The organism is Herbaspirillum sp. WGmk3 (assembly GCF_023952535.1).
Classification (GTDB): Bacteria; Pseudomonadota; Gammaproteobacteria; order Burkholderiales; family Burkholderiaceae_D; genus Herbaspirillum; species Herbaspirillum huttiense.
In genome coordinates this window covers 616,521-640,979 of record NZ_JAKYWT010000004.1, presented here as the reverse complement: position 1 = coordinate 640,979, position 24,459 = coordinate 616,521, and the positions used below count along the sequence as shown (strand labels likewise).

Annotated in this window: 23 protein-coding genes, 1 tRNA gene, 1 other RNA gene and 1 riboswitch; of the genes, 6 read left to right on the top strand and 19 right to left on the bottom strand. The window is 63.2% G+C overall.

Annotated features, from left to right (window positions below; all coding sequences use genetic code 11):
- Positions 1-34 precede the first annotated feature (34 nt).
- The 3 genes from MKD49_RS18470 to MKD49_RS18460 form a co-directional block, all read right to left on the bottom strand.
- Positions 35-1,945: an SLC26A/SulP transporter family protein gene (locus tag MKD49_RS18470; protein WP_252697025.1), complete on the bottom strand. Its 1,911-nt coding sequence runs from the start codon at positions 1,943-1,945 to the stop codon at positions 35-37.
- A complete protein-coding gene (locus MKD49_RS18465) occupies positions 1,945-2,208 on the bottom strand; it encodes a hypothetical protein (RefSeq protein ID WP_252697024.1) in 264 nt (87 codons plus the stop codon). The genes MKD49_RS18470 and MKD49_RS18465 overlap by 1 nt, the downstream gene beginning before the upstream one ends.
- Before the next feature lie 331 nt (positions 2,209-2,539).
- On the bottom strand, positions 2,540-4,387 hold the full coding sequence (locus MKD49_RS18460; protein WP_252697023.1) for an FUSC family protein: 1,848 nt from the start codon (positions 4,385-4,387) through the stop codon (positions 2,540-2,542).
- Between the two features lie 131 nt (positions 4,388-4,518).
- Between MKD49_RS18460 and MKD49_RS18455 the strand changes: the two genes are divergently transcribed.
- Together MKD49_RS18455 and lldD are read left to right on the top strand one after the other, a co-directional pair.
- Positions 4,519-5,256, top strand: coding sequence for an FCD domain-containing protein (locus MKD49_RS18455; RefSeq protein ID WP_252697022.1), 738 nt, complete (start codon positions 4,519-4,521; stop codon positions 5,254-5,256).
- 25 nt (positions 5,257-5,281) lie between these two features.
- Positions 5,282-6,439, top strand: coding sequence for an FMN-dependent L-lactate dehydrogenase LldD (gene lldD / locus MKD49_RS18450; protein ID WP_121040281.1), 1,158 nt, complete (start codon positions 5,282-5,284; stop codon positions 6,437-6,439).
- Positions 6,440-6,483: 44 nt separating this feature from the next.
- Here the strand turns inward: lldD and MKD49_RS18445 are convergent, their stop codons facing one another.
- The 11 genes from MKD49_RS18445 to MKD49_RS18395 form a co-directional block, all read right to left on the bottom strand.
- Positions 6,484-7,686, bottom strand: coding sequence for a S1C family serine protease (locus MKD49_RS18445; RefSeq protein ID WP_252697021.1), 1,203 nt, complete (start codon positions 7,684-7,686; stop codon positions 6,484-6,486).
- 11 nt (positions 7,687-7,697) lie between these two features.
- Positions 7,698-8,357, bottom strand: a complete 660-nt coding sequence (locus tag MKD49_RS18440) for a hypothetical protein (RefSeq protein ID WP_157845798.1) — start codon at positions 8,355-8,357, stop codon at positions 7,698-7,700.
- A 264-nt stretch (positions 8,358-8,621) separates the two neighbouring features.
- Positions 8,622-8,697: transfer RNA gene (locus MKD49_RS18435), tRNA-Lys, on the bottom strand.
- 102 nt (positions 8,698-8,799) lie between these two features.
- On the bottom strand, positions 8,800-9,555 hold the full coding sequence (ybgF, locus tag MKD49_RS18430; RefSeq protein ID WP_121037855.1) for a tol-pal system protein YbgF: 756 nt from the start codon (positions 9,553-9,555) through the stop codon (positions 8,800-8,802).
- Between the two features lie 5 nt (positions 9,556-9,560).
- Positions 9,561-10,079 (bottom strand): peptidoglycan-associated lipoprotein Pal, encoded by a 519-nt coding sequence (gene pal / locus MKD49_RS18425; protein ID WP_008326545.1) that lies wholly within the window; start codon positions 10,077-10,079, stop codon positions 9,561-9,563.
- A 43-nt stretch (positions 10,080-10,122) separates the two neighbouring features.
- Positions 10,123-11,421 (bottom strand): Tol-Pal system beta propeller repeat protein TolB, encoded by a 1,299-nt coding sequence (gene tolB / locus MKD49_RS18420; protein WP_134134598.1) that lies wholly within the window; start codon positions 11,419-11,421, stop codon positions 10,123-10,125.
- Between the two features lie 3 nt (positions 11,422-11,424).
- The gene (tolA, locus tag MKD49_RS18415) at positions 11,425-12,396 is read right to left on the bottom strand and encodes a cell envelope integrity protein TolA (protein WP_252697020.1); all 972 of its coding nucleotides are present in this window, start codon (positions 12,394-12,396) and stop codon (positions 11,425-11,427) included.
- 17 nt (positions 12,397-12,413) lie between these two features.
- Complete coding sequence (locus tag MKD49_RS18410) at positions 12,414-12,848, bottom strand: biopolymer transporter ExbD (protein ID WP_039788988.1); 435 nt, start codon at positions 12,846-12,848, stop codon at positions 12,414-12,416.
- Positions 12,848-13,549 carry a protein TolQ gene (tolQ, locus tag MKD49_RS18405; protein ID WP_252697019.1) on the bottom strand — a complete coding sequence of 234 codons (702 nt, stop codon included), beginning with the start codon at positions 13,547-13,549 and terminating at the stop codon, positions 12,848-12,850. The genes MKD49_RS18410 and tolQ overlap by 1 nt, the downstream gene beginning before the upstream one ends.
- 235 nt (positions 13,550-13,784) lie before the next feature.
- Positions 13,785-14,246 carry a tol-pal system-associated acyl-CoA thioesterase gene (gene ybgC, locus MKD49_RS18400; RefSeq protein WP_252697018.1) on the bottom strand — a complete coding sequence of 154 codons (462 nt, stop codon included), beginning with the start codon at positions 14,244-14,246 and terminating at the stop codon, positions 13,785-13,787.
- A 228-nt stretch (positions 14,247-14,474) separates the two neighbouring features.
- Positions 14,475-15,227 (bottom strand): SDR family oxidoreductase, encoded by a 753-nt coding sequence (locus MKD49_RS18395; RefSeq protein ID WP_034335166.1) that lies wholly within the window; start codon positions 15,225-15,227, stop codon positions 14,475-14,477.
- A 255-nt stretch (positions 15,228-15,482) separates the two neighbouring features.
- Positions 15,483-15,582, top strand: a riboswitch (ZMP/ZTP riboswitch).
- A 141-nt stretch (positions 15,583-15,723) separates the two neighbouring features.
- Here MKD49_RS18395 and glyA point away from each other — a divergent pair.
- Together glyA and nrdR are read left to right on the top strand one after the other, a co-directional pair.
- Positions 15,724-16,968, top strand: a complete 1,245-nt coding sequence (glyA, locus tag MKD49_RS18390; protein WP_008326559.1) for a serine hydroxymethyltransferase — start codon at positions 15,724-15,726, stop codon at positions 16,966-16,968.
- 275 nt (positions 16,969-17,243) lie between these two features.
- Positions 17,244-17,723, top strand: a complete 480-nt coding sequence (gene nrdR / locus MKD49_RS18385) for a transcriptional regulator NrdR (protein ID WP_121037869.1) — start codon at positions 17,244-17,246, stop codon at positions 17,721-17,723.
- Between the two features lie 108 nt (positions 17,724-17,831).
- On the opposite strand, the gene ssrS is transcribed toward nrdR, so the two are convergent.
- The 5 genes from ssrS to recG form a co-directional block, all read right to left on the bottom strand.
- Positions 17,832-18,008: non-coding RNA, 6S RNA (gene ssrS / locus MKD49_RS18380), on the bottom strand.
- Positions 18,009-18,191: 183 nt separating this feature from the next.
- Positions 18,192-18,509 (bottom strand): cell division protein ZapA, encoded by a 318-nt coding sequence (locus MKD49_RS18375; RefSeq protein WP_121037871.1) that lies wholly within the window; start codon positions 18,507-18,509, stop codon positions 18,192-18,194.
- A complete protein-coding gene (locus MKD49_RS18370; protein WP_034330350.1) occupies positions 18,506-18,742 on the bottom strand; it encodes a hypothetical protein in 237 nt (78 codons plus the stop codon). The genes MKD49_RS18375 and MKD49_RS18370 overlap by 4 nt, the downstream gene beginning before the upstream one ends.
- A gap of 196 nt (positions 18,743-18,938) precedes the next feature.
- The gene (locus MKD49_RS18365) at positions 18,939-19,625 is read right to left on the bottom strand and encodes a tRNA-uridine aminocarboxypropyltransferase (RefSeq protein WP_039789792.1); all 687 of its coding nucleotides are present in this window, start codon (positions 19,623-19,625) and stop codon (positions 18,939-18,941) included.
- Positions 19,626-19,931: 306 nt separating this feature from the next.
- Positions 19,932-22,052, bottom strand: a complete 2,121-nt coding sequence (gene recG, locus MKD49_RS18360; RefSeq protein WP_252697042.1) for an ATP-dependent DNA helicase RecG — start codon at positions 22,050-22,052, stop codon at positions 19,932-19,934.
- A 220-nt stretch (positions 22,053-22,272) separates the two neighbouring features.
- On the opposite strand from recG, the gene queA reads away from it, so the two are divergent.
- Positions 22,273-23,289, top strand: a complete 1,017-nt coding sequence (queA, locus tag MKD49_RS18355) for a tRNA preQ1(34) S-adenosylmethionine ribosyltransferase-isomerase QueA (protein ID WP_252697017.1) — start codon at positions 22,273-22,275, stop codon at positions 23,287-23,289.
- 28 nt (positions 23,290-23,317) lie between these two features.
- Positions 23,318-24,448 (top strand): tRNA guanosine(34) transglycosylase Tgt, encoded by a 1,131-nt coding sequence (gene tgt / locus MKD49_RS18350; RefSeq protein ID WP_039788974.1) that lies wholly within the window; start codon positions 23,318-23,320, stop codon positions 24,446-24,448.
- Positions 24,449-24,459: the final 11 nt, after the last annotated feature.

Below are 24,459 nucleotides of genomic sequence, written 5' to 3'. Positions count from 1 at the left end.
CGGAGGATGCTGACCGCCTGCGGCATGCTCCGTTTCAATACGCCAGCCGATACGCCTCATTGGTCGATTCCAGCCGGCTGGCAATGACCTTGACCACATACGCATGCAGGCGCAAGGCCGTGGCCGGATCGTCCTGTTCCAGCTGGCGCAGGCTGGCCAGCGTCAGCTGCCAGGCCAGTGTGGGGCGGTCGGTGACGACGTCGGCGGTGCGCCGCTGGCCGCGATAGAGCGCCATCTCGCCGACGATGGTGGCACTGCCGAAGGAACGCAGGCGCATGCTGCCGCCGCCCTCCAGCGGCAGCGAGATGCTGACCATTCCCTCGTCAATGAAATACATCGAATCACCCGCATCGCCCTTGCGGAACAGCAGCGTGCCAGCGGCCAGTTCCACCTTCTCCATGCGCGCCATGAGCGACGCCATTTCGCGCGCATCAAAATGCTCGGCCAGGCTGCTGTGCAGGGCATCGCGTGATTCATTCCGCATGGCCTGTTTCAGCAGGCGGTCTTCCACCCATTCGAGGGCCAGGTCGAGATCGGCAAACTCGCGCGGTGCCGTGCCACTGAAAGCAGCGCGCGCAATCGGACGGCGGATGGGATCGGCAATGCCGGTCAGGATCAGGGTCACCTTGTATTGCTCGCACACCTGCGCCAGCTTGACGAAGCTTTGCGAGGTGGAGGCATCCAGTCCCTGCACATGGCGGAAGTCGATGATGATGAACTGGCGCGGCGACTGCAATTGCTCGCGCACCCGATGCACGATCTGGTTGGCGCTGCCAAAGAACAGGAAACCCTGCAGGCGCATGCCGAAGACGCGCTGGCCCAGCTGCTTGAGTTCCGCATGGGCGGCGGCACCGCGCTCCAGCTTGGAGTGCAGGGTGGCGCCGGTGAATTCCATCTTCACGCAGGACACCCGGCCATAGTCCAGCACGAACAGCACGCAGGCCACCACCACGCCCAGCGCCACGCCGGTAACGAAGCCATAGCAGGCCACCACCGCCACGATCAGCACGATCAGGAAATAATCCCCGCGCGCCAGACGTCGGCTGCGGACCAGCCATTCATTGAGCAGTCCGCCACCCAGGCCGATCAACAGCCCGGCCAGCACCGGCTTGGGGAAATAGCCCAGCAGCGGAATGAAGAACAGCGCACACACCAGGCACAGCACCGCCGCCAGCAGGGTGGCGACGCGATCGCGCGAGCCGAAGCGGTAATTGAGCAAGGTGCGCGAGAGCGAATGGCAGCCGACCACGCCCCCGAAGCATCCGCTGAGCATGTTGGCCAGGCCGGCACTGCGCAGTTCGCGGTTGAAATCCACTTCGCGCCGCGTGGCCAGGCTCACGCCGGTGGCATTGAGCAGAATCGCGAGCGTGGTCACGGCGATCAGGGCCAGCAATTCTCCATAGTGACGCCACAGGATGTCCCAGTGCACCAGCGACCAGGAGACCTGCACCGGCAGTTGCACATGGCCCAGGCTCAGCGGCGCGAACATCCAGCCCAGCGCACGGGCCTGCGCCAGCGACAGTCCGCTGGCCGCCAGCGCGCCATAGAAGGCCGCACTGGCCAGTGCCAGCGAGACCGGCAGCGCCAGCGGATGATCGAACTTGCGTCCCGGCAGGCCCAGCATGCCGATCACCACGATGGCCACCGGCAGCAGTTCCTGCCAGTGCAGGTCGATGCCGGTGCGCAGGACATCCAGTCCCAGGGGATGTCCGGTCAGCACCGTGAAGGCACCGCTCCAGAGCAGATAGCCGGTCCCGGCGAGGAAGCCGCCGACCACCGGGAACGGCACGAACAGCACCAGGTTGCCACGCCGCAGCGCGCCCAGCGCCATGAGCGCCAATCCGACCAGGAGGCTGCTGAGGGTGATGGCGATGGTGACCGTGGCCAGGATCTCGGCCGCAGAGAGCTGGGCGCGCTGCATGGTGGCGCTGATGCCGCCGACCATCAGCGAGAGCAGCCGACCGAATTGGAGTCCGCCCCGCCCAGCATGAAGGGCAGCGAACTGGTGAAGCAGATCACCAGCAGGCACAGCACGCTGGTGACGAACATCAGCGGCAGCCCGGCCTGCAGCAGGGCATCGCCACTGCCGCCAAAGATCATGACGGCATAGCTGACCGCATAGCTCACCGACACCAGCGCCACCACGCAAGCCGCCGGCAGGCTGCCCAGCCAGTGGCGTGCGCGCGCCAGCAGTGTGGATTGCGGCATCAGATGACTTTCCCCGAAGGCTGCGCGTTTGTGCGGCATGCCTGTACCCCCATCGATAAGGACCGGTCGTTGCTGCCGGTCGTTGTTGTTGTCTGGCGTGTGCCTGCGCGCCCCCGCGCGCGTTACCGGCCCGGCGCTTCGCGCTGCATGCCGCAGTCGTCGCCGTTGTTCCGGTAGTGCCAATCATGAAGCGCAATCTATCACACGAAAATGACAGGATGACAACATTGCCCCGGTTTGATGAGGGAAGTGAAGGTTTGGGCAGATATCCGCGCCGGTATTGCTGTTGCGCTCTTTCCCTCCGGAAAAAGATGAAGGGAAGCGCCGTTTTTCAGGGAGCGTCGGCGCGGCCGTTTTGCCGGTGCCACTGAACTGAGGCTTGCCCGGCCAGTTCACGCAGGCTGCGCAGGGAAGCGACTTCATCGGCGCTCAGGGCGTCGCGCTGGCGGCGCAGACCGCCGAGCTCGTGCAGCGCGGTTTCGGCCTCGATGCTGGCCAGTCCGGCCTGGCGTTGCAGCTGTCGCAGCACAGGAGCTGGCTGCTGCGACTGGACGGCGTCCAGATAGGCGCGATTGGCTGCCAGTCCGGCCGCGATGCGCTGGCGCGGCGTAGCGCCGAGATCGGGCCACAGCGCCAGCGCGGCCAGCAGGGCGGCAGCGCTGCCGATCAGGTTGTCCAGTGCGCGGGCCGAGGCGATCCCGGTGCCGGGCTGCAGCATGTCGGTCACGCAGATGAAGAGCATGGTCAGAAACACCACGAACACCGTGTAGTTCACCAGCCGCAGGGCAATTGCCAGCCCTGCCAGCAGGACCGCCACCAGCGGCAGCAGCAGCCCGTGGGCCGGGACCAGCTGCAGCAGCGTCAAGGCCAGCAGGCCGCCCAGCAGGCTGCCCAGGATGCGTTCCAGGCAGCGTGTCCAGGTCTGGCGCGCCGCGCCCTGCAACACCACGACCACCGCCATCGTCGCCCAATACGGATAGCCCAGATGAAAGGCCTCGGCCGCATAGAACACGGCGGCCACGCCGGCAGCCTGGCGTCCCCCCTGTTGCACGCCCCGCAGCAGGCCGGCGCGCAGGCGCTTGCGGGGCGGGACCGCCGGGGCAGGCGAGGACGGCAACGAGCACGGGCCGGCGTGCGCGGCTTGCCGTGCCTGGAGCAGGCGGTCGGCTTGCGCCAGGGCGCGCAGGCAGCCGGCGATCAGGGGATCGGCTGCGGCAGCGTGCGGTCGGGCGCTGCGCGGCCGGTTGGCCTTCGCGGGGGATGTCTCCAGAACGGCGTGGGCGTGCAACAGCACGGCGATGGCCACACGCGCTGCCCGGCGGCGCTCGCCCGGACTGGCCAGTTGCTGGATGGCCGCATGCTCCAGTGCGATCAGGGTGTGGAAGAGCATTTCGCAGGCTTCCAGCCGGCGTTCCCATGCATCCGCCTCGGCCATGGGTGTGCCCGCATGCCGCTGCAGCATGGTCCGCAGGCGTTCCAGCGCCAGCCGTGTGGCGCGGCGATGTTCGCCGTGCTCACGGTGCCAGTGCTGGTCGCGGTGCTGTCCGGGCGGCGCGGCCAGCAGGGCCAGGCTCATGTCCATCATGCGCAGCAGCGCTGCACGGGCCGCCTGGCGCAGGGCGGCCTGGTCGTCGAGACGCCAGGCCCGATTGATCAGCAGCCAGGCCCAGGCGGCACCGGCGCAGAAGGAGGCGGCCTGCAGCGCGGCCATCGCCGCCCCGTGCGGAAAACCAGCCGCCACCACGGCGACCACCGCCAGCAGCGTCCCCAGCAGGGTGCCGGACTCGATGGCAGCGGTCAGCGTCACCACGCCCAGCACCATCAACGGCGCGCTCAGCAGGGCCGCGTGCGGGGCCCAGGAGGCGCTCCAGGCACCGAAGAAGGCCACCGCCGTACCTGCCACGGCAAAGCCGCCCAGCAGCCTGTGGCGTTGTGCGTGCGGCCCCGGCGCGTCGCACAGGCAGGTCCAGAAGGCCGCGAACACGGCCCACGCCAGCCAGCGCTGGCCGCTCAGCATCGCGGCTGCCAGCGGCAAGGCAATGGCCACGCCGGCGCGCGCGCCTTCCCCGGCATTGAACTGCTCCTGCAACAGCGGGAAGGAACGCAGTTCCAGCCGCCGGGCAATGCGGCGGGCATGGGCAGCGAGCGGACGGGCAGATGAACGGAGCAGGAGTCGCATGGCGAATACGGAAGTGGTCGGACCACTATGCAAAGGCATTGTGGCGTCCGAGAAGCGAATACTACAATCGACTGCAATTCCTCCCCAAGGATCCTGCAAAGTGGTCCGACCACCAAGAAAGTGAGTTGCCGATGACTGCCTCTCCCCTGGTTGATCGCCTGGCCAGCCTGATTGCCCGGCAAGCGCTGGCACCGGGCCAGAAGCTGCCGTCTGAACGCACGCTGGCGGCCGAGTTCGGGGTGTCGCGTTCGTCCCTGCGCGAGGCCATCGGCGTGCTGGCCAGCCGGGGTGTGCTGGTGGCGCGTCACGGTGGCGGCACCTTCATGGCGGACGACGAGCAGGCGGCGCTGACCGACCCGATTGCCGAGGCCTTGCAGCCGCTGGCTCCACTGGCGCGAAGCGATGCCGGGTACTGGAAGGACGTCGCCGAGATCCGCTTTTCGCTGGAAGGCGATGCGGCCTATTTCGCCGCCCTGCGCGCCAGCGACGACGACAAGCGCCGCCTGCAGCAGGCCTATCGTGCCGTCTCCACCGCGCCGCTCGACGATCTGGCCGCACAGGCGCGCACCGATGCGGCCTTCCATCTCGCCATCGCCCAGGCCTCGCGCAACGTGGTGTTGCGGCAGGTGATGTCGGGCCTGTTGCGGCTGCTGGAGATCAGCATTGCCGACACCCTGCGCCAGCTGTATCGCCTGCCGGACATCGTGGCACAGCTGGATCAGCAGCATCGCCAGATCCTCGATGCCATCCTCGCCGGCCGCGCCGAGGAGGCGCGCCAGCATGCCAATGCGCATCTCGACTTCGTACAGCAGCGCCTGCTGGACATCGAAGAAGCCCCCGCCCGTGCGCGGCGTGCCGCTGCCGTTTGATCTCTTTCACGTTACCAGGACCATCATGATCATCTCTTCCACCCACGATTACCGCGAAGCCGCCCGGCGTCGCTTGCCGCGCTTCCTCTTCGACTACATCGACGGCGGTGCCTACGATGAACACACGCTGGCGCGCAATTCGCTGGACCTGCGCCAGCTGGCCCTGCGTCAGCGGGTACTCAAGGAAGTGGGCGAAGTCGATCTCTCCACCACGCTGCTGGGCCAGTCGCTGGCCATGCCGCTGGCGCTGTCGCCGGTCGGCCTGACCGGGATGTACGCCCGGCGCGGGGAAGTGCAGGCGGCGCGGGCGGCGGAGAAGGCGGGCATCCCCTTCACCTTGTCGACGGTGTCGGTGTGCCCGATCGAAGAGGTGCAGCAGGCGGTGACGCGGCCGATCTGGTTCCAGCTGTATGTGCTCAAGGATCGCGGCTTCATGAAGAACGTGCTGGACCGCGCCTGGGCGGCGGGTGTACGCACGCTGGTGTTCACGGTGGACATGCCGGTGCCGGGCGCACGCTATCGCGACCGCCATTCGGGCATGTCCGGGCCCAACGCGGCGCTGCGCCGCTATCTGCAGGCCGTCACGCATCCGCGCTGGGCGTGGGATGTGGGTTTGCTGGGACGTCCGCATGATCTCGGCAACGTCTCGGCCTATCTCAACAAGAAGACCGGACTGGAAGATTACGTAGGCTGGCTGGGGGCCAATTTCGATCCGGGCATCGGCTGGCATGACCTGCAGTGGATACGCGATTCCTGGCAGGGCAGCATGCTGTTGAAGGGCATCCTTGATCCCGAGGATGCGCGCGAGGCGGTCCGATTCGGTGCCGATGGCATCGTGGTCTCCAACCATGGTGGCCGCCAGCTGGACGGCGTGCTGTCGACTGCGCGCGCCTTGCCGGAGATCGCCAGTGCGGTGAAAGGGGATCTCGCCCTGCTGGTGGATTCGGGCGTGCGTTCGGGGCTGGATGTGGTGCGGCTGTTGGCATTGGGTGCCGATACGGTGATGCTGGGGCGTGCCTTCATCTATGCGCTGGCCGCAGAGGGGCAGGCCGGGGTGGAGAATGTGCTGAGTCTGTTTGCCAGGGAGATGCAGGTGGCCATGACCTTGACGGGGGCGCGCAGGATCGGCGAGATCAGTACGGACAGCCTGGTGAAGGCGGGTGCCAGCGCCCCCGTGATCTGAGCCTGAGAACCGGGGGCCGCTGCTGCTTCATGTTCGGTGGCCCTTCACATCTTCGCAATCACCAGCTCGCACTTGCGAACTGATTCCTGGCCGCGCAGCATGTCGCCCTTGAGCGCATAGATCGGTGCACCGGCGGTGATGCTGCCGGTAAACCGGAATTGCCACATCCGGTCGGGATCGCTGACGCGGTAGCCGAAGCCGGTGATATCGAGCCGGTTGCTGCCGAACTGGCCGGTCAGATTTTCCGCCCGTATGGCATCGCGGCGATGCAGGGAGATCGCGACCTTGCCCACTTCCGCCTCGAAATGCGCCTGATAGGCTTGCGAGAACTCGCCGTTGTCGGCGCGCGCTCCGCAGGTCATCAAGCCGTACCAGCGTTCGCCACTGCGCACGCTGTTCGGATTGGCCGGCACTGATGGAGCGGCCCCGGCGGGCGGCAACTGTGCTGGCGGACGAACCGGCAGGGCGGGCAGGGCGGCGGGCGGAGCCATCGCGACGGGAGGCGCTGCCGGCGCAGGCAGCGCGGCCGGAGGCTGCGTCAATGCCGGTGGTGTGGGGGTGGCTGCGGTGGCCGTGTTGACCGTGCTGTTGCGCTTGGCGAGGACAGCGCGGCCGCGGGCCTCCAGATCGCGTATCCATTCGGCCGGTACTGCGAAGGAGAGATTCTGCACGGTGGCCCCGGCAATCATGGCGGTAGTGATGCCGATCAGTTCGCCCTTGTCATTGAACAGCCCGCCGCCGCTGGAGCCTGAAGAAATAGGTGCCGAGGTCTGCAGGAAACGCAGCTTGCCCTCGTTATCCAGCCGCAATGCCGAGAGCAGGCCATCGCTGATGGTTTCTTCCAGCGCGCGCGGTGCTCCCAGCGTGAAGACCTTCTGCCCGACCCGCAGGCTGCGCGCCGGAGCGATGGTGACGGCGGGTGCCTTGAGGCCTTCGGCACGGACCTGGCAGAGATCGCGCTCCGGATCCGGAAACTCCAGCTTGCCCCCCAGCGTGAGATTGCCACGCCGCAGCTTGAAGCTGCTGGCGCGCGCCAGCACGTGGCAATTGGTGACCAGCCGTTCCGGCCCGATCACGACGGCCGAACCGGTACTGAAGATCTGTCCTTGCGCGTCCATGGCCTGCACCACCCAGATACTGGGCGAGAGCTGCTGGAACAGGGTTTCGGCATCCAGTGCGTGGGCCGGCGGCGCTGCAGCGAGCAGGGGGCCGAGCAGGCCAAGGAGCTTGGTCAGGCGGGATCTCATGGAGGTGCGTCTCAGGGGGTAGGCAGGAGGTTCTTGAGGTCGTCGATGGTGACCTGGCCATTGCGCCGCTGTTGCGCTGCCGGCAGGGGCGTGAAGACCAGGGCGGACTTGATGACGTCCTGTTCGGGTGGAGCGGGTGACTGGCCTGCGCTTTTCACGTAGGGGCCGATGAGCCGCAGGACCACTTCGGCGCTCAGCACGGCCTGGCCGGGATACTCGGCGGGCTTGCGCAGCATCTTGACCACGGCATTGCCGGAGTAGGTGATGATGGGCGTGCCGGGTGTGTAGATGTAGATCGGGGCAGCGTGGGTGGCGGTGGGCGTGAGCCGGGCCAGGGGATCGTTGCCGTCTTGCGGGTCGCTTTGCCAGGAGGTATTGGTCATCGGCGGCGCGACCGGTTTGGGGACGGGATCGCTGGGCTTGAGGATGATGAAGTGGGAGTAGCCCTGTTGCTGCGTCAGTTCTGCGCAGCGATAGATCCAGTAATGCCAGACCATGTCGCGGCTGGTTTTGCCGTTGCCGGAGAAGGTGACGCGGTACAGGTCATCGGCCAGTTTGGCATCGGTATAGCCCCCGGTCAGTCCGCGCGGCCCGTAGGCGGTGGCGCAGCCGGCCAGCATTGCCGCTGCCAGCACGATGCCGGCAACGCCCCTGAATGATGATGTCAGCATCATGTTGTTCTTTGTGTCGTGGATGATGTGGGCCCGTTTTGGCCGGTATGAAGTTCTCATCCGGCAGGGTCTTGATTCAATGTGTGAATCTTCACATGGCGTTCTGACAAAGGGCTGACAGGGGGCTGACCAGGAGTTTTCTTCAGAGAAAATTGAAACGAGCGCTGGCGAGGCGCTTCGCGGAAATGCGGGGATGTGAAGGAAGGGGCAAAAACAAAAAGGGCTCCAGCGAACTGGAGCCCTTCTCTTGTACTGCTGAATTTCTGGTAGGCCGTGCGGGATTCGAACCTGCGACCAACGGATTAAAAGTCCGCTGCTCTACCAGCTGAGCTAACGACCCGAAAGACCGCTATTATAGGCAAACTCTATCGGCGGTGTCAACACTGTGCCTTCACTAACGATCATGATCGTTCATCAAACACCACCACCGCGATGAACCCGCTTACTTGAGCGACGCCATCCTATCCTTGCCGGTCTGCGCGGCAGGGGTGTTCGGATACTTGGCGATCAACTGTTCCAGGGTCTTCTTGGCCGCTGCCTTGTCCTTCAGTTCAGCTTGCGAACTGGCGATGTTGAGCAGGGCGTCAGCGGCCTTGGGGTTGTCCGGATAATTCTTCACCACCACCTGCTGTGCAGCGATGGCACCCTTGTAGTCGCGCTGGGCGTACAGGGCATTGCCTTGCCAGTATTGCGCCGAGGCGGCGTAGCCGGATTGCGGATAGCGCTTGATGAAGTCGGCAAAGGCGTTGGCCGCTCCCTTGTAGTCGCCACCCTTGAATTGCGACAGGGCCGCATCATAGGCCTGCTGTTCGGACACGCCCACAGCCACGGTCTGGCCATCGACTTGCACCTGCTGCGGCTCCAGCTTGCGCAGGCGTGCATCCAGGTCGACGTAGAAATCCTTCTGGCGTTGCTGGGCGTTGGTAATCTCGTTGGTCAGCACCTCGATCTGGCCGCGCAGCGCCGCAATCTGGGATTGCAGGTTGTCGTTGCGGTCCGAGAGCGTCAGGACACTGTTCTTGTCAGCCTTGTTGGCGACGTCACGCTGCAGGGCTTCGATCTTGGAACGGATGTCCAGGATGGCCTTGCGCGCCTCGTCATCATCAAACAGGCCGGCACGGGCGGTAAGCGGTAGGAAAGCCGTGGCGGCCAGCAAGGCCGCCACGGTTACCGATTTCAGTTTGAAAGCGGTATGCATGTCGATTATTGGTAAGCGATGTCAGCGCGACGGTTCTCGGCGTAGGACGCTTCATCCTGGCCCAGTGCCTTGGGCTTTTCCTTGCCGAAGGAAACCGCTTCCACTTGTGCATCCGACACGCCCAGCAGGACCAGTGCCTTGCGGACGGCTTCTGCACGCTTCTGACCCAGGGCCAGGTTGTACTCGGCGCCACCGCGATCATCGGTGTTGCCCTGGATGATCACCTTGCGGTCCTTGTGGGCCACCAGGTACTTGGCGTGGTTTTCGATGACGGTACGGTATTCCGGCTTGACAGTGTAGCTGTCGTAGTCGAAGTACACGCTACGCTTGGCCAGCACGCCTTGCGGGTCGTTCAGCGGATCAACCGAACCGGCGTTGACGGTGCCCACGGCGCGGGTGTCAGCGCCGTTGCTGGCACCGTTCTGCACGGGAGCGTTGGCCTTGTCGTCCAGCTTGGTCGACGAGCAGGCGGCCAGCAGAACAGCGCTGGAGACGATGAGGGCGAAGGTACTGATAGTGCGCATTTTGGATTTCTCCTTGTCGTGATGAAAGCAATATTGGATTTCTTTATTTCATGAACGGACCCCAGGTCGGTTCCCTGATATCACCGGCCTGCGTCGTCAGACGCTGTTTGATTCGGCCATCGACGGAAACGACGGCCAGGGATCCGCGACGACCAGCTTCCGTCGCGTACATGATGTATTTGCCATTGGGCGCAAAGCTGGGCGACTGGTCGCGGCTGCCATCGGAGAGGCGAATCTCCTGGCCATTGGTCAGGTCCAGTGCATACAGCTGGAACAGACCGTCGCGACGCGAGATGAAGGCCAGCGTCTTGCCATCCGGCGAAATGCGCGGGCTGATGTTGTAGCTGCCATTGAAGGTGACGCGCTGGGGCGAGCCACCATCCAGGCCTACCTTATACACCTGCGGGCCGCCGCTGCGGTCGCTGGTGAAGTAGACGCTACCGCCATCAGGCGAAAACTGCGGTTCGGTATCGATGCCGGCACTGTTGGTCAGGCGGCGCAGGCCCGAACCGTCGGCATTGATCACATAGACCTGGGTCAGGCCATCGCGCGTCAAGGCCACGGCCAGGCGCGAGCCGTCCGGCGACCAGGCCGGGGCCGAGTTGCTGCCCTTGAAGTTGGCCACGATGGAGCGCTGGCGGGTCACCAGGTTCTGGATGTAGACCACCGGCTTCTTCATCTCGAAGGAAACGTAGGCGACCTTGGTGCCATCCGGCGACCAGGACGGCGAGATGATCGGCTCATTGGAGCGCAATGCCACCTGCGTGCCTTCCCCATCGGCATCGGCCACTTCCAGACGGTATTCGTTGCCGGACTTGGTCACGTAGGAGATGCGGGTGGAGAAGATGCCCGGGATGCCGGTCAGCTTCTGGTAGATGTCGTCGGCGATCTTGTGCGCGGTCAGGCGCAGCAGTTGCGGCTGGGCACCGATGGACAGGGCCGAGAGCTGGCTCGACTGCACCGTGTCGAACAGGCGATAACGCACATCGAAACGGCCATCGGCCAGGCGCGTGACGCTGCCCACGGCCAGCGCATTGGCCCCGCGCTTCTGCCAGTCGGCATAGTTGATGGCCGAGGAATCCGAGAGCGCATCGCTATTGTCGATCAGCTTGAAGATGCCGCTGCGGGCCAGGTCGGCCTTGACCACCGAGGTGATCTGCTGCGGAGCGGATTCTTCACCCGGGAAGGCGGCGATGGCCACCGGGATCTGCGAGGCACCCACGCCGGTGATCTCGAAGCGGATCTGCGCCTGGGAGGCCGGGGCGAAGGACAGGCCGGCCACGGCCACCATGGCAGTGGCCATGCGGGTCAGGGACAGGGTCAGGTAACGGGCTTTAATCATCGTTTACTGATCTTTCGGATAATGGGTGAATGTGAAGCTGGACGGCACCTTGCCATCCGTATCGGCCGGGAAGGGCTGGGACTTCATGATGGCAGTCCGCACGGCATCGTCGAAGCCAGGGACACCTGAAGGCTTGTTCACACGCACGCTGCGTACCGTCCCGTCCGGGAACAATTCGACAGTGTACTCCCCGGCAGGGTTTCCGCTGACGCCGCTATTGTCGAAGACCGTGTTGCTGCGGATCTTGGCGCGCAACTTGTTGGCGTAGCTGGGGCTACCCTTCGGACCTTGCGACTTCTCGGCCGTGCCGGTGCCACCGGTGGCACTGGTGGCCTGGCCCATCATGCGTTTCAGGTCTTCCTGGCGACGCTGTTCAGCCGCCTTGGCGTCGGCCGCGGCTTGCTGCTGCTTCTTCTTGTCGGCAGCCTGCTTCTCGGCGTCGGCCTTCTTCTTGGCTTCTTCTTCCTTCTGCTTGTCTTCCTTCAGCTTCTTCTGCTTCTCGGCTTCCAGCTTTTCCTTCTTCTCGCGGTCAGCCTTGTCCTTCTCGGCCTGTTCCTTCTTCTCGCGCTCGGCCTTTTCCTTCTCTGCCTTCAGCTTGTCGGCCTTTTCCTGTTTCTCCTGCTCTTCCTTGCGCTTCTTTTCCTTCTCTTTTTGCAGGGCGATATCGGGCTTGTCGAGCTTGGGCTCGTCGATCACCTTGGGGGCGACGGTCTTGGGCTCGATCACGGGCTGCGGCTTGGGCGGCTCGACCACCGGATCAGGTTCGGGCTGCGGCTGTGGCGGCGTGGGCAGGGGCGCGGCTTCCTTGTACTGCGGATCCCAGATCTCGGCTTCCACCGTCAGCGGTGTTTCGCTCTGCCAGCGGATGCCGATCCAGAAGAACAGGAACAAGGCCACGTGCATCACCAGCGCCAGCGTGATGGCGCGCCAGCGGCCGGGTGGCTTGGGGATGGTGTAGTGTGCGTTATCGCTCATATCACTCGGCTGTGCGCTTACTTGGTGGCCAGGCCGACCCGCGCGATTCCCTGTTTCTTGGCTTCCGAGATGACTTGCACCACGTCGTCGTACTTGATTTCCTTGTCGGCCGAAATCATCACCGCCAGGTCCGGATTATCCTCATGCAGCTTGCGCAGGCGTTCCGACAGGTCGGTCTTGCCGGTCACGGTCTCGGCCTTCTTGCCGCCGCTCTTGGGGCCGTTGATGCGAATGGTGGCCTGGGCGTTGGGCTTCAGGGCGATCTCGATGTAATCCGACGGCGGCTGCGTGGACTTGCCCGCCGTGGGCAGGTTGATCACGCTGGGATTGGTGATGGGCGTGGCCACCATGAAGATGATGAGCAGCACCAGCATCACGTCGATGTAGGGCACGACGTTGATCTCGGATTTGAACTTGCGGGGACGGCCCCCGCGCATCGATGAGCCAGCCATTAGCGTGCCTGACGTTGCAAGATGTTGGAGAACTCTTCGATGAAGCTCTCGAAGCGGATCGCCAGACGGTCGATGTCGTGCGAATAGCGGTTGTAGGCCACCACTGCCGGAATGGCCGCGAACAGGCCGATGGCGGTGGCGATCAGGGCTTCGGCAATGCCGGGTGCAACCGCAGCCAGGGTGGCTTGCTGCACGTTGGCCAGGCCACGGAAGGCGTTCATGATGCCCCACACGGTACCGAACAGGCCCACATACGGGGAAACCGAACCGACCGAGGCCAGGAAGGCCAGGTGCGATTCCAGCGCATCCATCTCGCGCTGGTAGGCGGCGCGCATGGCGCGACGGGCACCGTCGAGCAGCAGGGAGGGTTCGACCGCACCGCCACGCGCGGCCACCGACGCCTTGGCCTTGGTGAATTCACCCATGCCGGCCTGGAAGATGCGCTCCAGCGCGCCACCGGCACCGGCCTTGCGGCGGTTGGACAGGGCATCCTGGTACAGCGCCGACAGGTTGCCGCCGGACCAGAAGACGCGTTCAAATTCCTCGGTCTGCACACGGGCCGAGCGGATGGTGAACATCTTGCGGAAGATGTAGGTCCAGCTGATGATCGAGGCCGACAGCAGCAGCAACATCACGAGTTGCACCAGGACGGACGCGTTGGCGATCAGTGAAATGAAGGACAGGTCTTGTGTGACGTTCATGGGGAAGTGTGGCGGCTTGAAGGCGGCGTTGGGGTGAGGAGGCTAGGTTAAAAATCTGTTGTTTTGTGTGATCGTTCAGTGAGGCGGTGACGCTATATGAAACGGTACGAAACAAAAGACGGCAAATGTGCAGAGAAGTTTTCCACGGCGCAGATTGTCCCAACCGACGGGAATGTGTCGCCACAAGGCGACAGTCCCAGCACCATAAAGGCCCGGATGAGCTTTTCCGTTGACATCATGTTGTCTTCTTGATGCGATTCAGCAATTCGTCAGGAATCGGACGCGGCCGGAAAGTGGCCTGATCCACGCAGACTACGGTGATGCTGCCTCGTGCCAGCAGACGCGGTGCGCTGTCATCGGGGCCTGCGCTACCTGAGCCGTCCCCCGACGGCAGGCACCAGGCCTCCTGGATGAATTGCATGGAGGCATTTCGAATTTTTTCGACCACGACGGTCAGGCGGAGTTCATCGTCCAGGCGGGCGGGCGAGAGATAGTCGACGCTGGTGTTCTTGACGACGAAGATGGCACCGGTGGTTTCGGCCAGGTGCTGTTGCTGGAAACCGAAGGAGCGCAGCCATTCGGTGCGGGCGCGCTCAAAGAACTTCAGGTAGTTGGCGTAGAAAACCACGCCTCCGGTGTCAGTATCTTCGTAATAGACCCGGATCTTCCAGTCGAATGGACTACTGGCGGCACTCATATGCTTCTTGTTATTGGGAAATCTGCTGTGGCAGGGGAGAAAGAATCAGGAAATCAGGAAAAGTGAACCAGGAAATCCATCGCAATCCGCGATGATGCCGTCAGGCAAGCGAACGAATTGACGGCTGCTCGCTGCCTGTAGAACTTGTCCATCAGCCAAGGTCGGGCGAGGATGGCGTTCTTGCGGTGCCAGGGCACCTTCGGCAAAAACGCCATTCTACTCCATCCCTTACTGTTTGCGCTTGATGTTGAAGGGGCTGAAGCCCTGGCAGGTCGGCATCAGTTCCATGTAATTGATGTTCACATGGGCGGGCATGGTGGCGACCCAGAAGGCGGCTTCCGCGATGTCTTCAGCCGTCAGCGGGGTCGTTCCTTCATAGACCTTCGCCGCCGCGCCATCGTCGCCCTTGAAGCGCACGTTGGAGAACTCGGTGCCGCCGCACAGGCCGGGCGCCAGGTTGGTGGCGCGCACCCCGGTACCGACCAGGTCGGCGCGCAGGTTCAGGGTGAACTGGTCAACGAAGGCCTTGGTGGCACCGTAGACGTTGCCGCCCGGATAGGGATAGGCTCCGGCCACCGAGCCCAGGTTGATGATGGTGCCGCTGCCGCGCTTGACCATCTCCGGCAGCAGGGCGTGGGTGATGGTGACCAGGCCCTTGACGTTGGTGTCGATCATGGTTTCCCAGTCCGACAGCGCCACTTCGTGGGCCGGGCCCAGGCCCAGCGCCAGGCCGGCGTTATTGACCAGCACGTCGACCTGCTTCCACTCGCCCGACAGGCTGGCCAGGCCGGCGTTGATCGATTCCTTGCTGGTCACGTCCAGCACCAGGGGCAGCACCTTGTCGGCACCCAGTTCCTTGACCAGGTCATCCAGGCGCTCCTTGCGGCGACCGGCCGCGATCACCTTGTGACCGTTGCCGGCAAATTTGCGCGCCATGGCGGCACCGAAGCCTGCGGTTGCTCCTGTAATCAACACGACCATCTCTTGATTCTCCTGTTGTGTGGCGATGAGACCGGCGCCGTGCAGCGAAACTGGATAAAGCTTCACACCGGCGACCCGGAAGTAAAAACGAAAGAAGCGAAATTGTAGCCCAAAGCCGCTTTTTACGAGGATGGGCTCGCTTTTTTCGGGGTTTTTCCAGCTTTTTTCTTTCATATCGGCTCGGGAGCGGGGCTGTTGCGCGGCCACCATGGTTCTTGCCCAAATCGCCCCGTTTCACTACAATGCGCTCACCATTTCGTCTCACGTGACTGGCGAAACGTCGGGTAAAACCGGCCAAGATGGGGATCCATCGGGAAGCGTGAGATTTCAACAGCCGTGCGCCTGGGCAGCCGAATGGACAGTACGACTGAGGCTGCCCGCAATCCCATTCCATTTTTCCGGCCCTCATTCGATTTCGGAAGTCGAGCCCCCGGCATGTCCGCATGCTGCCGGTGACGCGATCTTCGGCCCCAGCTCATCAATTTGGAGAAAAGCCATGTTTGACAAGAACCAGACTCTCGCGAAAGTCGATCCCGACCTGTGGTCTGCCATCCAGAAGGAAAACACCCGCCAGCAGGATCACATCGAGCTGATCGCATCTGAAAACTACACCTCGCCGGCCGTGATGGAAGCGCAAGGTTCGCAGCTGACCAACAAGTACGCCGAAGGCTATCCGGGCAAGCGCTACTACGGTGGCTGTGAATTCGTGGACGTGGCCGAGCAGCTGGCCATCGACCGCCTGAAGGCCCTGTTCGGCGCCGAAGCCGCCAACGTGCAACCCAACTCCGGTTCCCAGGCCAACCAGGGCGTGTTCTTCGCCATGTTGAAGCCGGGCGACACCATCATGGGCATGTCGCTGGCAGAAGGCGGCCACCTGACCCACGGCATGGCACTGAACATGTCGGGCAAGTGGTTCAACGTGGTCTCCTACGGCCTGAACGAAAAGGAAGAAATCGACTACGACGCCATGGAACGCCTGGCCCGTGAGAAGAAGCCCAAGCTGATCATCGCTGGCGCTTCGGCTTACTCGCTGCGCATCGATTTCGAGCGCTTCGCCAAGATCGCCAAGGAAGTCGGTGCCTACTTCATGGTGGACATGGCCCACTACGCCGGCCTGATCGCCGCAGGCGTGTACCCGAACCCGGTGCCCTTCGCCGACTTCGTCACCTCGACCACCCACAAGTCGCTGCGCGGTCCGCGCGGTGGCGTGATCCTGATGAAGGCCGAGCATGAGAAGGCCATCAACTCGGCCATCTTCCCCGGTATCCAGGGCGGCCCGCTGATGCACGTCATCGCGGCCAAGGCCGTGGCCTTCAAGGAAGCAGCTTCGCCGGAATTCAAGGCGTATCAGCAGCAAGTGGTGAAGAACGCCGATGTGCTGGCCAAGACCCTGATCAAGCGCGGCCTGCGCATCGTCTCGGGCGGCACCGAGTCGCACGTGATGCTGGTGGACCTGCGTCCCAAGGGCCTGACCGGCAAGGAAGCCGAAGCCATCCTGGGTTCGGCCCACATGACCTGCAACAAGAACGGCATCCCCAACGATCCGGAAAAGCCATTCGTGACCTCCGGCATCCGCCTGGGCAGCCCGGCCATGACCACCCGTGGTTTCAAGGAAGCCGAAGCTGAAAAGGTCGGCAACCTGATCGCCGACGTGCTGGACAACCCGCACGATGCCGCCACCATCGAGCGCGTCAAGGCCGAAGTGAAGAAGCTGACCGAGGCCTTCCCGGTCTACGGCTGATTGACGACGGAAATGCCGGTCCGTTGGGGGCCGGCGTGAAGTTTTCTGCCAAAAAGCGGAAACTGCACCTGTCGTAGAAGATGTTCCGGACGGCGCCCGTTACTGCGGGCGCCGTCGCTTATTTGGACCGGCCGGTTTGCCCTCGCATACGATGGCCGGGCCGGCCTGGGGATGCAACACTGTGGTGCTGGCCATGGCGTGGCCGGCGCGTCATCGAAGTACCGGGCCCCGGCCCTCATTGTCCAGCTCAATCCAACTACTGCCTCACTGCCACCATGAAGTGCCCATTCTGCAATCACGAAGATACCCCGGTGCTGGATACGCGCCTGTCCGAGGACGGCCATTCCATTCGCCGCCGCCGCCGCTGCGGCAATTGCGACAAGCGCTTCACGACTTACGAGCGCATCGAGCTGACCATGCCGGTGATCGTCAAGAAGAATGGCAGCCGTACCGACTTTGATCCGGCCAAGCTGCGCGGCAGCCTGATGCTGGCACTGCGCAAGCGCCCGGTATCGGCCGAGGCGGTCGATATGGCCATCCAGAGCATCCAGGACAAGCTGCTGCAAAGCGGCGAGCGGGAAGTGATGTCGGGGCAGGTCGGGGAGCTGGTGATGCGCGAACTGAAGCGTCTGGACAAGATAGCCTATATCCGCTTTGCCTCGGTCTACAAGAGCTTCGAGGATGTGACCGAATTCCAGGATGTGATCGATGAAGTGGGACTGGAGCGCAAGGGCGCGAAGAAACGCGAGAGCTGAGTGAGGCGAAGAGGGGGCGGCGCTGCTTGGTCCTCCGTCACGCCAGCAAACAGGCATTACAAACAAGGCATAAAAAAACGGCTGCGAATGCAGCCGTTTTTCTTCAATCCAAGTCCCGCCTGTGCCGCTGTGCCGGCATCCTGAACCTGACGGTTCAAGTTGGCTGCGGTAGTTCAATTTCGGGTTCATCGGACTAGCGACGCTCACGCCCATCAAACGATCCCACAGCCTATGCTCGTAAATGGTTCAAGGAATATATGGCAATCGCGAACACGGCAGGAGTACGAAGTCTAACCGATTCATCTTCGTCCTCCAAGACCTTCCTCAAAAATAAGTCGACGATTTTGTAACCGAATTTTCTTCAGGGGAAGTGCTTGCTCCGGGAAAGCAAAATGGCTGCGCAAGGCAGCCATTTTCTCAAGCATGCGTAAAGAATTTCCGCGTGTCAGCATGGCGCTGACAGCGCACTCAAAACAGTTTTTCCTGCGGGGCCAGCGCCTGGTCCACCACCTCGGTGATGGCGGCAATCTGCTGCTGCCATTGCGCAATGGTCAGGCCGGCGAAGGGACCTTCAGCACGTTGCATGCTCAGCAACTCGGCAGCGATGCCCAGTCCGGCCATCACGGCGATGCGGTCGGTGCCCTTGATGCGGCCGGCGTCGCGGATGGCGCGCATCTTCTGGTCGAGATAGGCCACGGCATGATGCAGCGCGGCCTGTTCGCCTTCCTGGCAGGCCAGCGTATAGGACTGGCCCATGATCATGGCATTGATCTGGATGGTGGTCATGCGGCCTCCTCACCGGCGGCAGCCGCTTCTTCTTCCACTTCGGCCACGGGCAGTTGCGCCAGCACGGCGGAGACGCGCTGGTAAGCCTGGTCCACGCGGGAGGCGAGGGTGGTGTTGTCTTCGGAGAGCAGTTTGACTTTCCGGCGCAGCTCGGCATTTTCTTCGCGCAGGCCTTGTGCCAGCTTGGCGAGCTGAGTGACTTTTTCAGCCAGTTGCAGGAATTCGGAACTCATGTGTTGATTTGTTCGCAGGGATGGGATGACGCCGGCCGGCGTCAACGTATGTCAGAGATGTTCAGGACCACAACGTCTCAATCGCACAATTATAAGCGCATTGCCACGCCACCTGAACAAGAACGGCCGCACGGAGCGGCCGGATGGGTTTGGTCAGCGATCAGCGCCTTTGGTTCCCCTGCGCCAGGCGGATCGCCTATTCGCTGCGCCGCGTCGCCTGGCCGTGCATGCGCATGTAGCCCTGTTGCAGGACGAAGTTGTCGAAGGCCGTCAGCAGCGGATGATATTTCTCGCTGTTGCGTTCCAGCTGCATGAGCGCGTAGCCGGTTGCTTCCAGCGTGGCCAGCTGTTCGGGCTTGTGCGACTTGCGGATGGTGTAGCGCGAGGTCGGGGTATCGATCAGCATCATGCGCGGCAGGGTTTGCAGGATCGGGTTTTCGAACAGCATCTTGCGGCTCTTGCGCCAGGTACCGTCGATGATCACCAGGCGCACGCGCTTGAGCGTCTCCTGCTTGTCCACCATCATGGTGCGCGCATCGAAGTAGCGGGTCTCGGGTGTGCAGACATCGTCCGTGTACAACAGCACCGGATGCACCGGTTCGGTCGAAGAGACGCCGCGCAGGCGGGACGGAGCGTGCATCATTGCGTGCAGTTCCTCGGCATCAAACACCGAGCCGACCACCAGCTTGCTGTACGGCAGGCTCAGGTGCAGCAGCCGCACGCTGTTCTTGGCATTGCTCACTTCCAGCGGATGCTGAAGGATCAGCACATCGACGGCATGATCGATGGGAGAGGTCCAGTGGCAGATGCAAGCCGTCAGTGCGCGTTGGCAGATGGGGCAGAGCAGTCTGCGGGCCAATTGTTGATCGTGGTTGGAAACCAAAATGTTCAGCCTTCTGTAGTTAGCGATGGTCATCCGGCGCAACGGGAAGCCGGTGAACCAGCGTGCGCCGCGCGATCCTTCATGAACCCGTTCACCGTGGGCCGTAGATTGGACTCAGTACTGCTCTCCGTCAATCGACATAAAGCGAAGAAATTCTCGATTTTTGCGGAAATCTGGTTGGCATTTTGCTGATTTGTGTTTGCAGACCTTGCATTGGCCTGCCGCGTGAGAGATGCTGGAAAGCTTTGCAAAAGACCAAGCCCGAAGCACGGCGAGGCGGCCTCTGCGGCGGCCTTCGCGGGTGTTTCATACCTTCAGGAAATCTTCCCGTCCGCCAAGCCAACGTGCCAGATGGCGATCCACGATATCGGTCGCATGCTGCAGCAGTGCCTGCGCCGTATCGCGCGCTTTTTCCACCAGCCACTGGTCGGTGGCCAGATCGGCAAAACGCAGCATGGCCTCACCGGACTGTCTTGCGCCGAGGAATTCTCCGGGGCCCCGAATATCCAGATCGCGCCGTGCGATCTCGAAGCCGTCGGTCGTCTCGCGCATGGTCGCCAGGCGCTGTTTGGCGGTGCCGCCGAGGGGGCCTTGATACAGCAGCAGGCACACGCTGGCTGCCGAGCCCCGCCCCACGCGTCCGCGCAACTGGTGCAGCTGCGACAGGCCAAAACGCTCGGCATGTTCGATCACCATCAGTGAGGCATTGGGCACGTCCACGCCGACTTCGATGACGGTGGTCGCCACCAGCAGATGGATCGCCCCCCGGCTGAAGCCTTCCATGACGATCTGTTTTTCCACCGGCTTCATGCGGCCGTGCACCAGGCCGATCTGCAGGTCCGGCAGCGCGGCTGAGAGGGCGGCATGGGTGTCGGTCGCGGTCTGCAGTTGCAAGGCTTCGGATTCCTCGATCAGCGGGCAGACCCAGTAGATCTGCTTGCCCTCCAGCGCTGCCGCATGCACCCGTTCAATGACTTCATCGCGGCGGTTCTGGTCGATCACGCGGGTGACGATAGGTGAGCGGCCTGGTGGCAATTCATCGATCACCGAGACTTCGAGGTCGGCGTAATAGGTCATCGCCAGCGTACGCGGGATGGGGGTGGCCGACATCATCAGCTGGTGCGGCACGGCAGCCGCTTCGCGGTCGGCCGGATTGAAGCTCTTGTTGCGCAGGGCCAGGCGCTGGCCCACGCCGAAGCGGTGTTGCTCATCGACGATCACCAGGCCCAGGTTCTCGAATTGCACCGTGTCCTGGATGAGCGCGTGGGTCCCGATGACCAGGCGCGCCGCACCGGATTCGATGTGGGCCAGGGCCTCGGTCTTTTCCTTTTTTTTCTGGCTGCCGGAGAGCCAGGCCACGCCGACATTGAGCGGTTCCATCCAGGCCGCAATCTTGCGGAAGTGCTGTTCGGCCAGGATTTCGGTCGGTGCCATCAGCACCGCCTGGCAACCGCTGTCGATGGCCTGGGCGGCGGCCAGCGCGGCCACCACCGTCTTGCCGCTGCCCACATCGCCCTGCAGCAGGCGCTGCATGGGGAAGGACTGGCGCAGGTCGGCGCGAATCTCTTCGAGAACGCGCTGCTGGGCACCGGTCAGCTGGAAGGGCAGGACCTTGGTCAGTTCCTCGGTGATGCGCCCGGTGACCGGCAGTGCGCGCGAGGTCTTGGCGCGGCGCGCGGCCTGGGCGCGCTTGAGCGAGAGCTGCTGCGCCAGCAATTCATCGAACTTCATGCGGATCCAGGCGGGATGGGAACGTTCGATCAGGGCATGCTCATCCACGTCCGGCGGCGGATTGTGCAGCAGCCTCACGGACGGCTCGAAGCCGGCCAGGTTCAGGGTCTCCAGCATCGAAGGCGGCAGCGTATCGCTCCAGTCCAGGCGGCTCATGGCATTGGCGATGGCCTTGCGCAGATAGGCCTGGGAGAGGCCTTCGCCAGCCGGATAGACGGGCGTGAGGACATCGGGCAGCGGAGCGCCTTCGTTGACCACCTTGTAAGAGGGATGGACCATCTCGGCGCCGAAGAAACCATGCCGCAATTCGCCGCGCACCCGCACCCGGGTACCTTCGGCCAGTTGCTTGGTCTGGCTGCCGTAGAAATTGATGAAGCGCAGGGTCAACTGCCCGCTGTCGTCGCCGACTGTCACGATCAACTGCCGGCGCGGGCGGAACTGCACGTCGCAGGCAGTGACCACGCCTTCGACCTGCACCGTCTGCAGGCCCCGCATGGAGGCCTCGGCGATGCTCATGAGGGTGGTTTCATCCTCATAGCGCAGCGGCAGATGCAGCACCAGGTCCATGTCATTGTGCAGGCCCAGCTTGGCCAGCTTGTTTTCGGGCTTGGCGGCAGGCTTTGCGGTGGCCTTGGCAGCGGGAGCCGCTTTTTTCTTCGAGGCCGGCGGGGTGGTTTTCTTCGCGGTAGCGGGCATGCGGTCGGCGTGGTATGGACGGAGGGCCATTGTGGCTAGTCGCACGCGCATATGGGAAAAACGCGCAGACAGCGTAAAATAACGGGTTACGCTATTTTACTGTGAATATTTACAGTATCAATCCCGCCGGCAACACTTCTTGCCCGGGAAGTGCCCCGGCACCGGGCCATTTGGCCATGTTGGCTGCCGTGCGCATCGCCTCCACCCATATTTTGCAAGCATGTACTCTCTTTCCGACTTCGATTTCGAGCTCCCTCCCGAGCTCATCGCCCAGACCCCGCTGGCCGAGCGCAGCGCTTCGCGCCTGCTGCAGGTGCAGGGTGCGCAACTGACTGATCGCCGCTTCTCCGACATCGTCGAGCTGCTGCAGCCCGGCGACCTGCTGGTCTTCAACGATACCCGCGTCATCAAGGCGCGCCTGTTCGGTGTGAAGGAAACCGGCGGCAAGATCGAGGCCCTGGTCGAGCGCATCCTCGATCCGCGCACCGTCCACGCCCAGGTACGCGCCTCCAAGTCGCCGCCACCAGGTACCCGCATCCGCCTGGCCGATGCCTTCGATGTCACCGTAGGTGAACGTTTCGGCGAATTCTTCACCCTGCATTTCCCCGCCGACGCCTTCGAGTTGCTGGAGCAATACGGCAGCCTGCCGCTGCCGCCCTACATCGACCACGAGGCCGATGCCTATGACGAGACGCGCTACCAGACCGTCTACGCCAAGGAACCCGGTGCCGTCGCTGCACCGACCGCCGGCCTGCACTTCGATGAAGCCCTGCTGCAGCAACTGGCCACACGTGGCGTCAAGCAGGCCTTCGTGACCCTGCACGTGGGTGCCGGCACCTTCCAGCCGGTGCGGGTGGAAGATCTGTCGCAGCACAAGATGCACAGCGAGTGGTACACCATCTCGCCCGAGACGGTAGAGGCCGTGCGTGCCACCAAGGCCGCCGGGGGCCGTGTCATCGCGGTGGGGACCACCAGCATGCGCGCCCTGGAGTCCGGCTCGCAGAGCGGCCAGCTCGAGGCCGGCAGCGATGACACCCAGCTCTTCATCACGCCCGGCTACACCTTCAAGACCGTCGACCAGCTGGTAACCAACTTCCACCTGCCCAAGTCGACCCTGCTGATGCTGGTGTCAGCCTTCGCCGGCTATGAACACATCCGTGCGGCCTATGCGCACGCCATTGCACAGCAATACCGTTTCTTCAGCTATGGCGATGCCATGCTGCTGACCCGTACCTGAGAAACCCGGAAAGAAAACAGAGAGCACCATGCTGGAATTTACCCTGCTGAAAACCGACGGAAAGGCCCGCCGCGGCCGCGTCAAACTGAACCACGGCACCGTCGAGACGCCCATCTTCATGCCGGTGGGCACCTATGGTTCGGTCAAGGCCATGTCGCCGCTGGAACTGAAGGAAATCAACGCCCAGATCATCCTCGGCAATACCTTTCACCTGTGGCTGCGCCCGGGACTGGAAGTGGTCAGCAAGTTCGGCGGCCTGCACAAGTTCATCGGCTGGGACAAGCCCATCCTGACCGACTCCGGCGGCTTCCAGGTGTTTTCGCTGGGCGAGATGCGCAAGATCACGGAAGAGGGCGTGCACTTTGCTTCACCCATCAACGGTGACCGCCTGTTCCTCTCGCCCGAGATCTCGATGCAGATCCAGCGCGTACTCAATTCGGACATCGTCATGCAGTTCGATGAATGCACGCCTTACGAGATCGATGGCCGTCCCGCCACTCGCGAAGAGGCCGGCAAATCCATGCGCATGTCGTTGCGCTGGGCCAAGCGTTCCAAGGATGAATTCGATCGCGGCGAAAATCCGAACGCGCTCTTCGGCATCGTCCAGGGCGGCATGTTCGAAGGCCTGCGCGATGAATCGCTGGCTGGCCTGGAAGAACTGGGCTTCGATGGTTTCGCCATCGGCGGCCTGTCGGTGGGCGAGCCCAAGGAAGACATGATGCGCGTGCTGGAACATGTCGGCCCGCGCCTGCCGGCCGACAAGCCGCACTACCTGATGGGCGTGGGTACGCCGGAAGACCTGGTGGAAGGCGTCTCCAACGGCGTGGACATGTTCGACTGCGTCATGCCGACCCGCAATGCGCGCAATGGCTGGATCTTCACGCGCTATGGCGACGTCAAGATCAAGAACGCCAAGTACAAGAACGACGACCGCCCCTTCGACGAGAGCTGCGACTGCTACGCCTGCAAGAACTTCTCGCGCGCCTACCTGCACCACCTGCATCGCGCCGGTGAAATCCTGGGAGCCCGCATGAACACCGTGCACAATCTGCACTACTACCTGCAACTGATGCAGGAGATGCGCGACGCCATCGACGCCGGCACCTTCCAGGACTTCGTCAAGAAATTCAAGGAAGACCGCGCACGCGGCGTGGACTGATCCATTGATGC

What these genes read in the sequence shown, in the direction of transcription:
- MKD49_RS18410 (WP_039788988.1), bottom strand. Translation starts at nt 12,848, where the DNA reads ATGGCTGGCTCATCGATGCGCGGGGGCCGTCCCCGCAAGTTCAAATCC.
- tgt (WP_039788974.1), top strand. Translation starts at nt 23,318, where the DNA reads ATGCTGGAATTTACCCTGCTGAAAACCGACGGAAAGGCCCGCCGCGGC.
- MKD49_RS18445 (WP_252697021.1), bottom strand. Translation starts at nt 7,686, where the DNA reads ATGAGATCCCGCCTGACCAAGCTCCTTGGCCTGCTCGGCCCCCTGCTC.
- MKD49_RS18465 (WP_252697024.1), bottom strand. Translation starts at nt 2,208, where the DNA reads ATGCCGCAATCCACACTGCTGGCGCGCGCACGCCACTGGCTGGGCAGC.
- MKD49_RS18455 (WP_252697022.1), top strand. Translation starts at nt 4,519, where the DNA reads ATGACTGCCTCTCCCCTGGTTGATCGCCTGGCCAGCCTGATTGCCCGG.
- MKD49_RS18440 (WP_157845798.1), bottom strand. Translation starts at nt 8,357, where the DNA reads ATGCTGACATCATCATTCAGGGGCGTTGCCGGCATCGTGCTGGCAGCG.
- tolB (WP_134134598.1), bottom strand. Translation starts at nt 11,421, where the DNA reads ATGATTAAAGCCCGTTACCTGACCCTGTCCCTGACCCGCATGGCCACT.
- MKD49_RS18470 (WP_252697025.1), bottom strand. Translation starts at nt 1,945, where the DNA reads ATGGTCGGCGGCATCAGCGCCACCATGCAGCGCGCCCAGCTCTCTGCG.
- queA (WP_252697017.1), top strand. Translation starts at nt 22,273, where the DNA reads ATGTACTCTCTTTCCGACTTCGATTTCGAGCTCCCTCCCGAGCTCATC.
- tolA (WP_252697020.1), bottom strand. Translation starts at nt 12,396, where the DNA reads ATGAGCGATAACGCACACTACACCATCCCCAAGCCACCCGGCCGCTGG.
- lldD (WP_121040281.1), top strand. Translation starts at nt 5,282, where the DNA reads ATGATCATCTCTTCCACCCACGATTACCGCGAAGCCGCCCGGCGTCGC.
- tolQ (WP_252697019.1), bottom strand. Translation starts at nt 13,549, where the DNA reads ATGAACGTCACACAAGACCTGTCCTTCATTTCACTGATCGCCAACGCG.
- MKD49_RS18375 (WP_121037871.1), bottom strand. Translation starts at nt 18,509, where the DNA reads ATGACCACCATCCAGATCAATGCCATGATCATGGGCCAGTCCTATACG.
- ybgF (WP_121037855.1), bottom strand. Translation starts at nt 9,555, where the DNA reads ATGCATACCGCTTTCAAACTGAAATCGGTAACCGTGGCGGCCTTGCTG.
- glyA (WP_008326559.1), top strand. Translation starts at nt 15,724, where the DNA reads ATGTTTGACAAGAACCAGACTCTCGCGAAAGTCGATCCCGACCTGTGG.
- recG (WP_252697042.1), bottom strand. Translation starts at nt 22,052, where the DNA reads ATGCCCGCTACCGCGAAGAAAACCACCCCGCCGGCCTCGAAGAAAAAA.
- pal (WP_008326545.1), bottom strand. Translation starts at nt 10,079, where the DNA reads ATGCGCACTATCAGTACCTTCGCCCTCATCGTCTCCAGCGCTGTTCTG.
- MKD49_RS18460 (WP_252697023.1), bottom strand. Translation starts at nt 4,387, where the DNA reads ATGCGACTCCTGCTCCGTTCATCTGCCCGTCCGCTCGCTGCCCATGCC.
- nrdR (WP_121037869.1), top strand. Translation starts at nt 17,244, where the DNA reads ATGAAGTGCCCATTCTGCAATCACGAAGATACCCCGGTGCTGGATACG.
- MKD49_RS18395 (WP_034335166.1), bottom strand. Translation starts at nt 15,227, where the DNA reads ATGGTCGTGTTGATTACAGGAGCAACCGCAGGCTTCGGTGCCGCCATG.
- MKD49_RS18370 (WP_034330350.1), bottom strand. Translation starts at nt 18,742, where the DNA reads ATGAGTTCCGAATTCCTGCAACTGGCTGAAAAAGTCACTCAGCTCGCC.
- ybgC (WP_252697018.1), bottom strand. Translation starts at nt 14,246, where the DNA reads ATGAGTGCCGCCAGTAGTCCATTCGACTGGAAGATCCGGGTCTATTAC.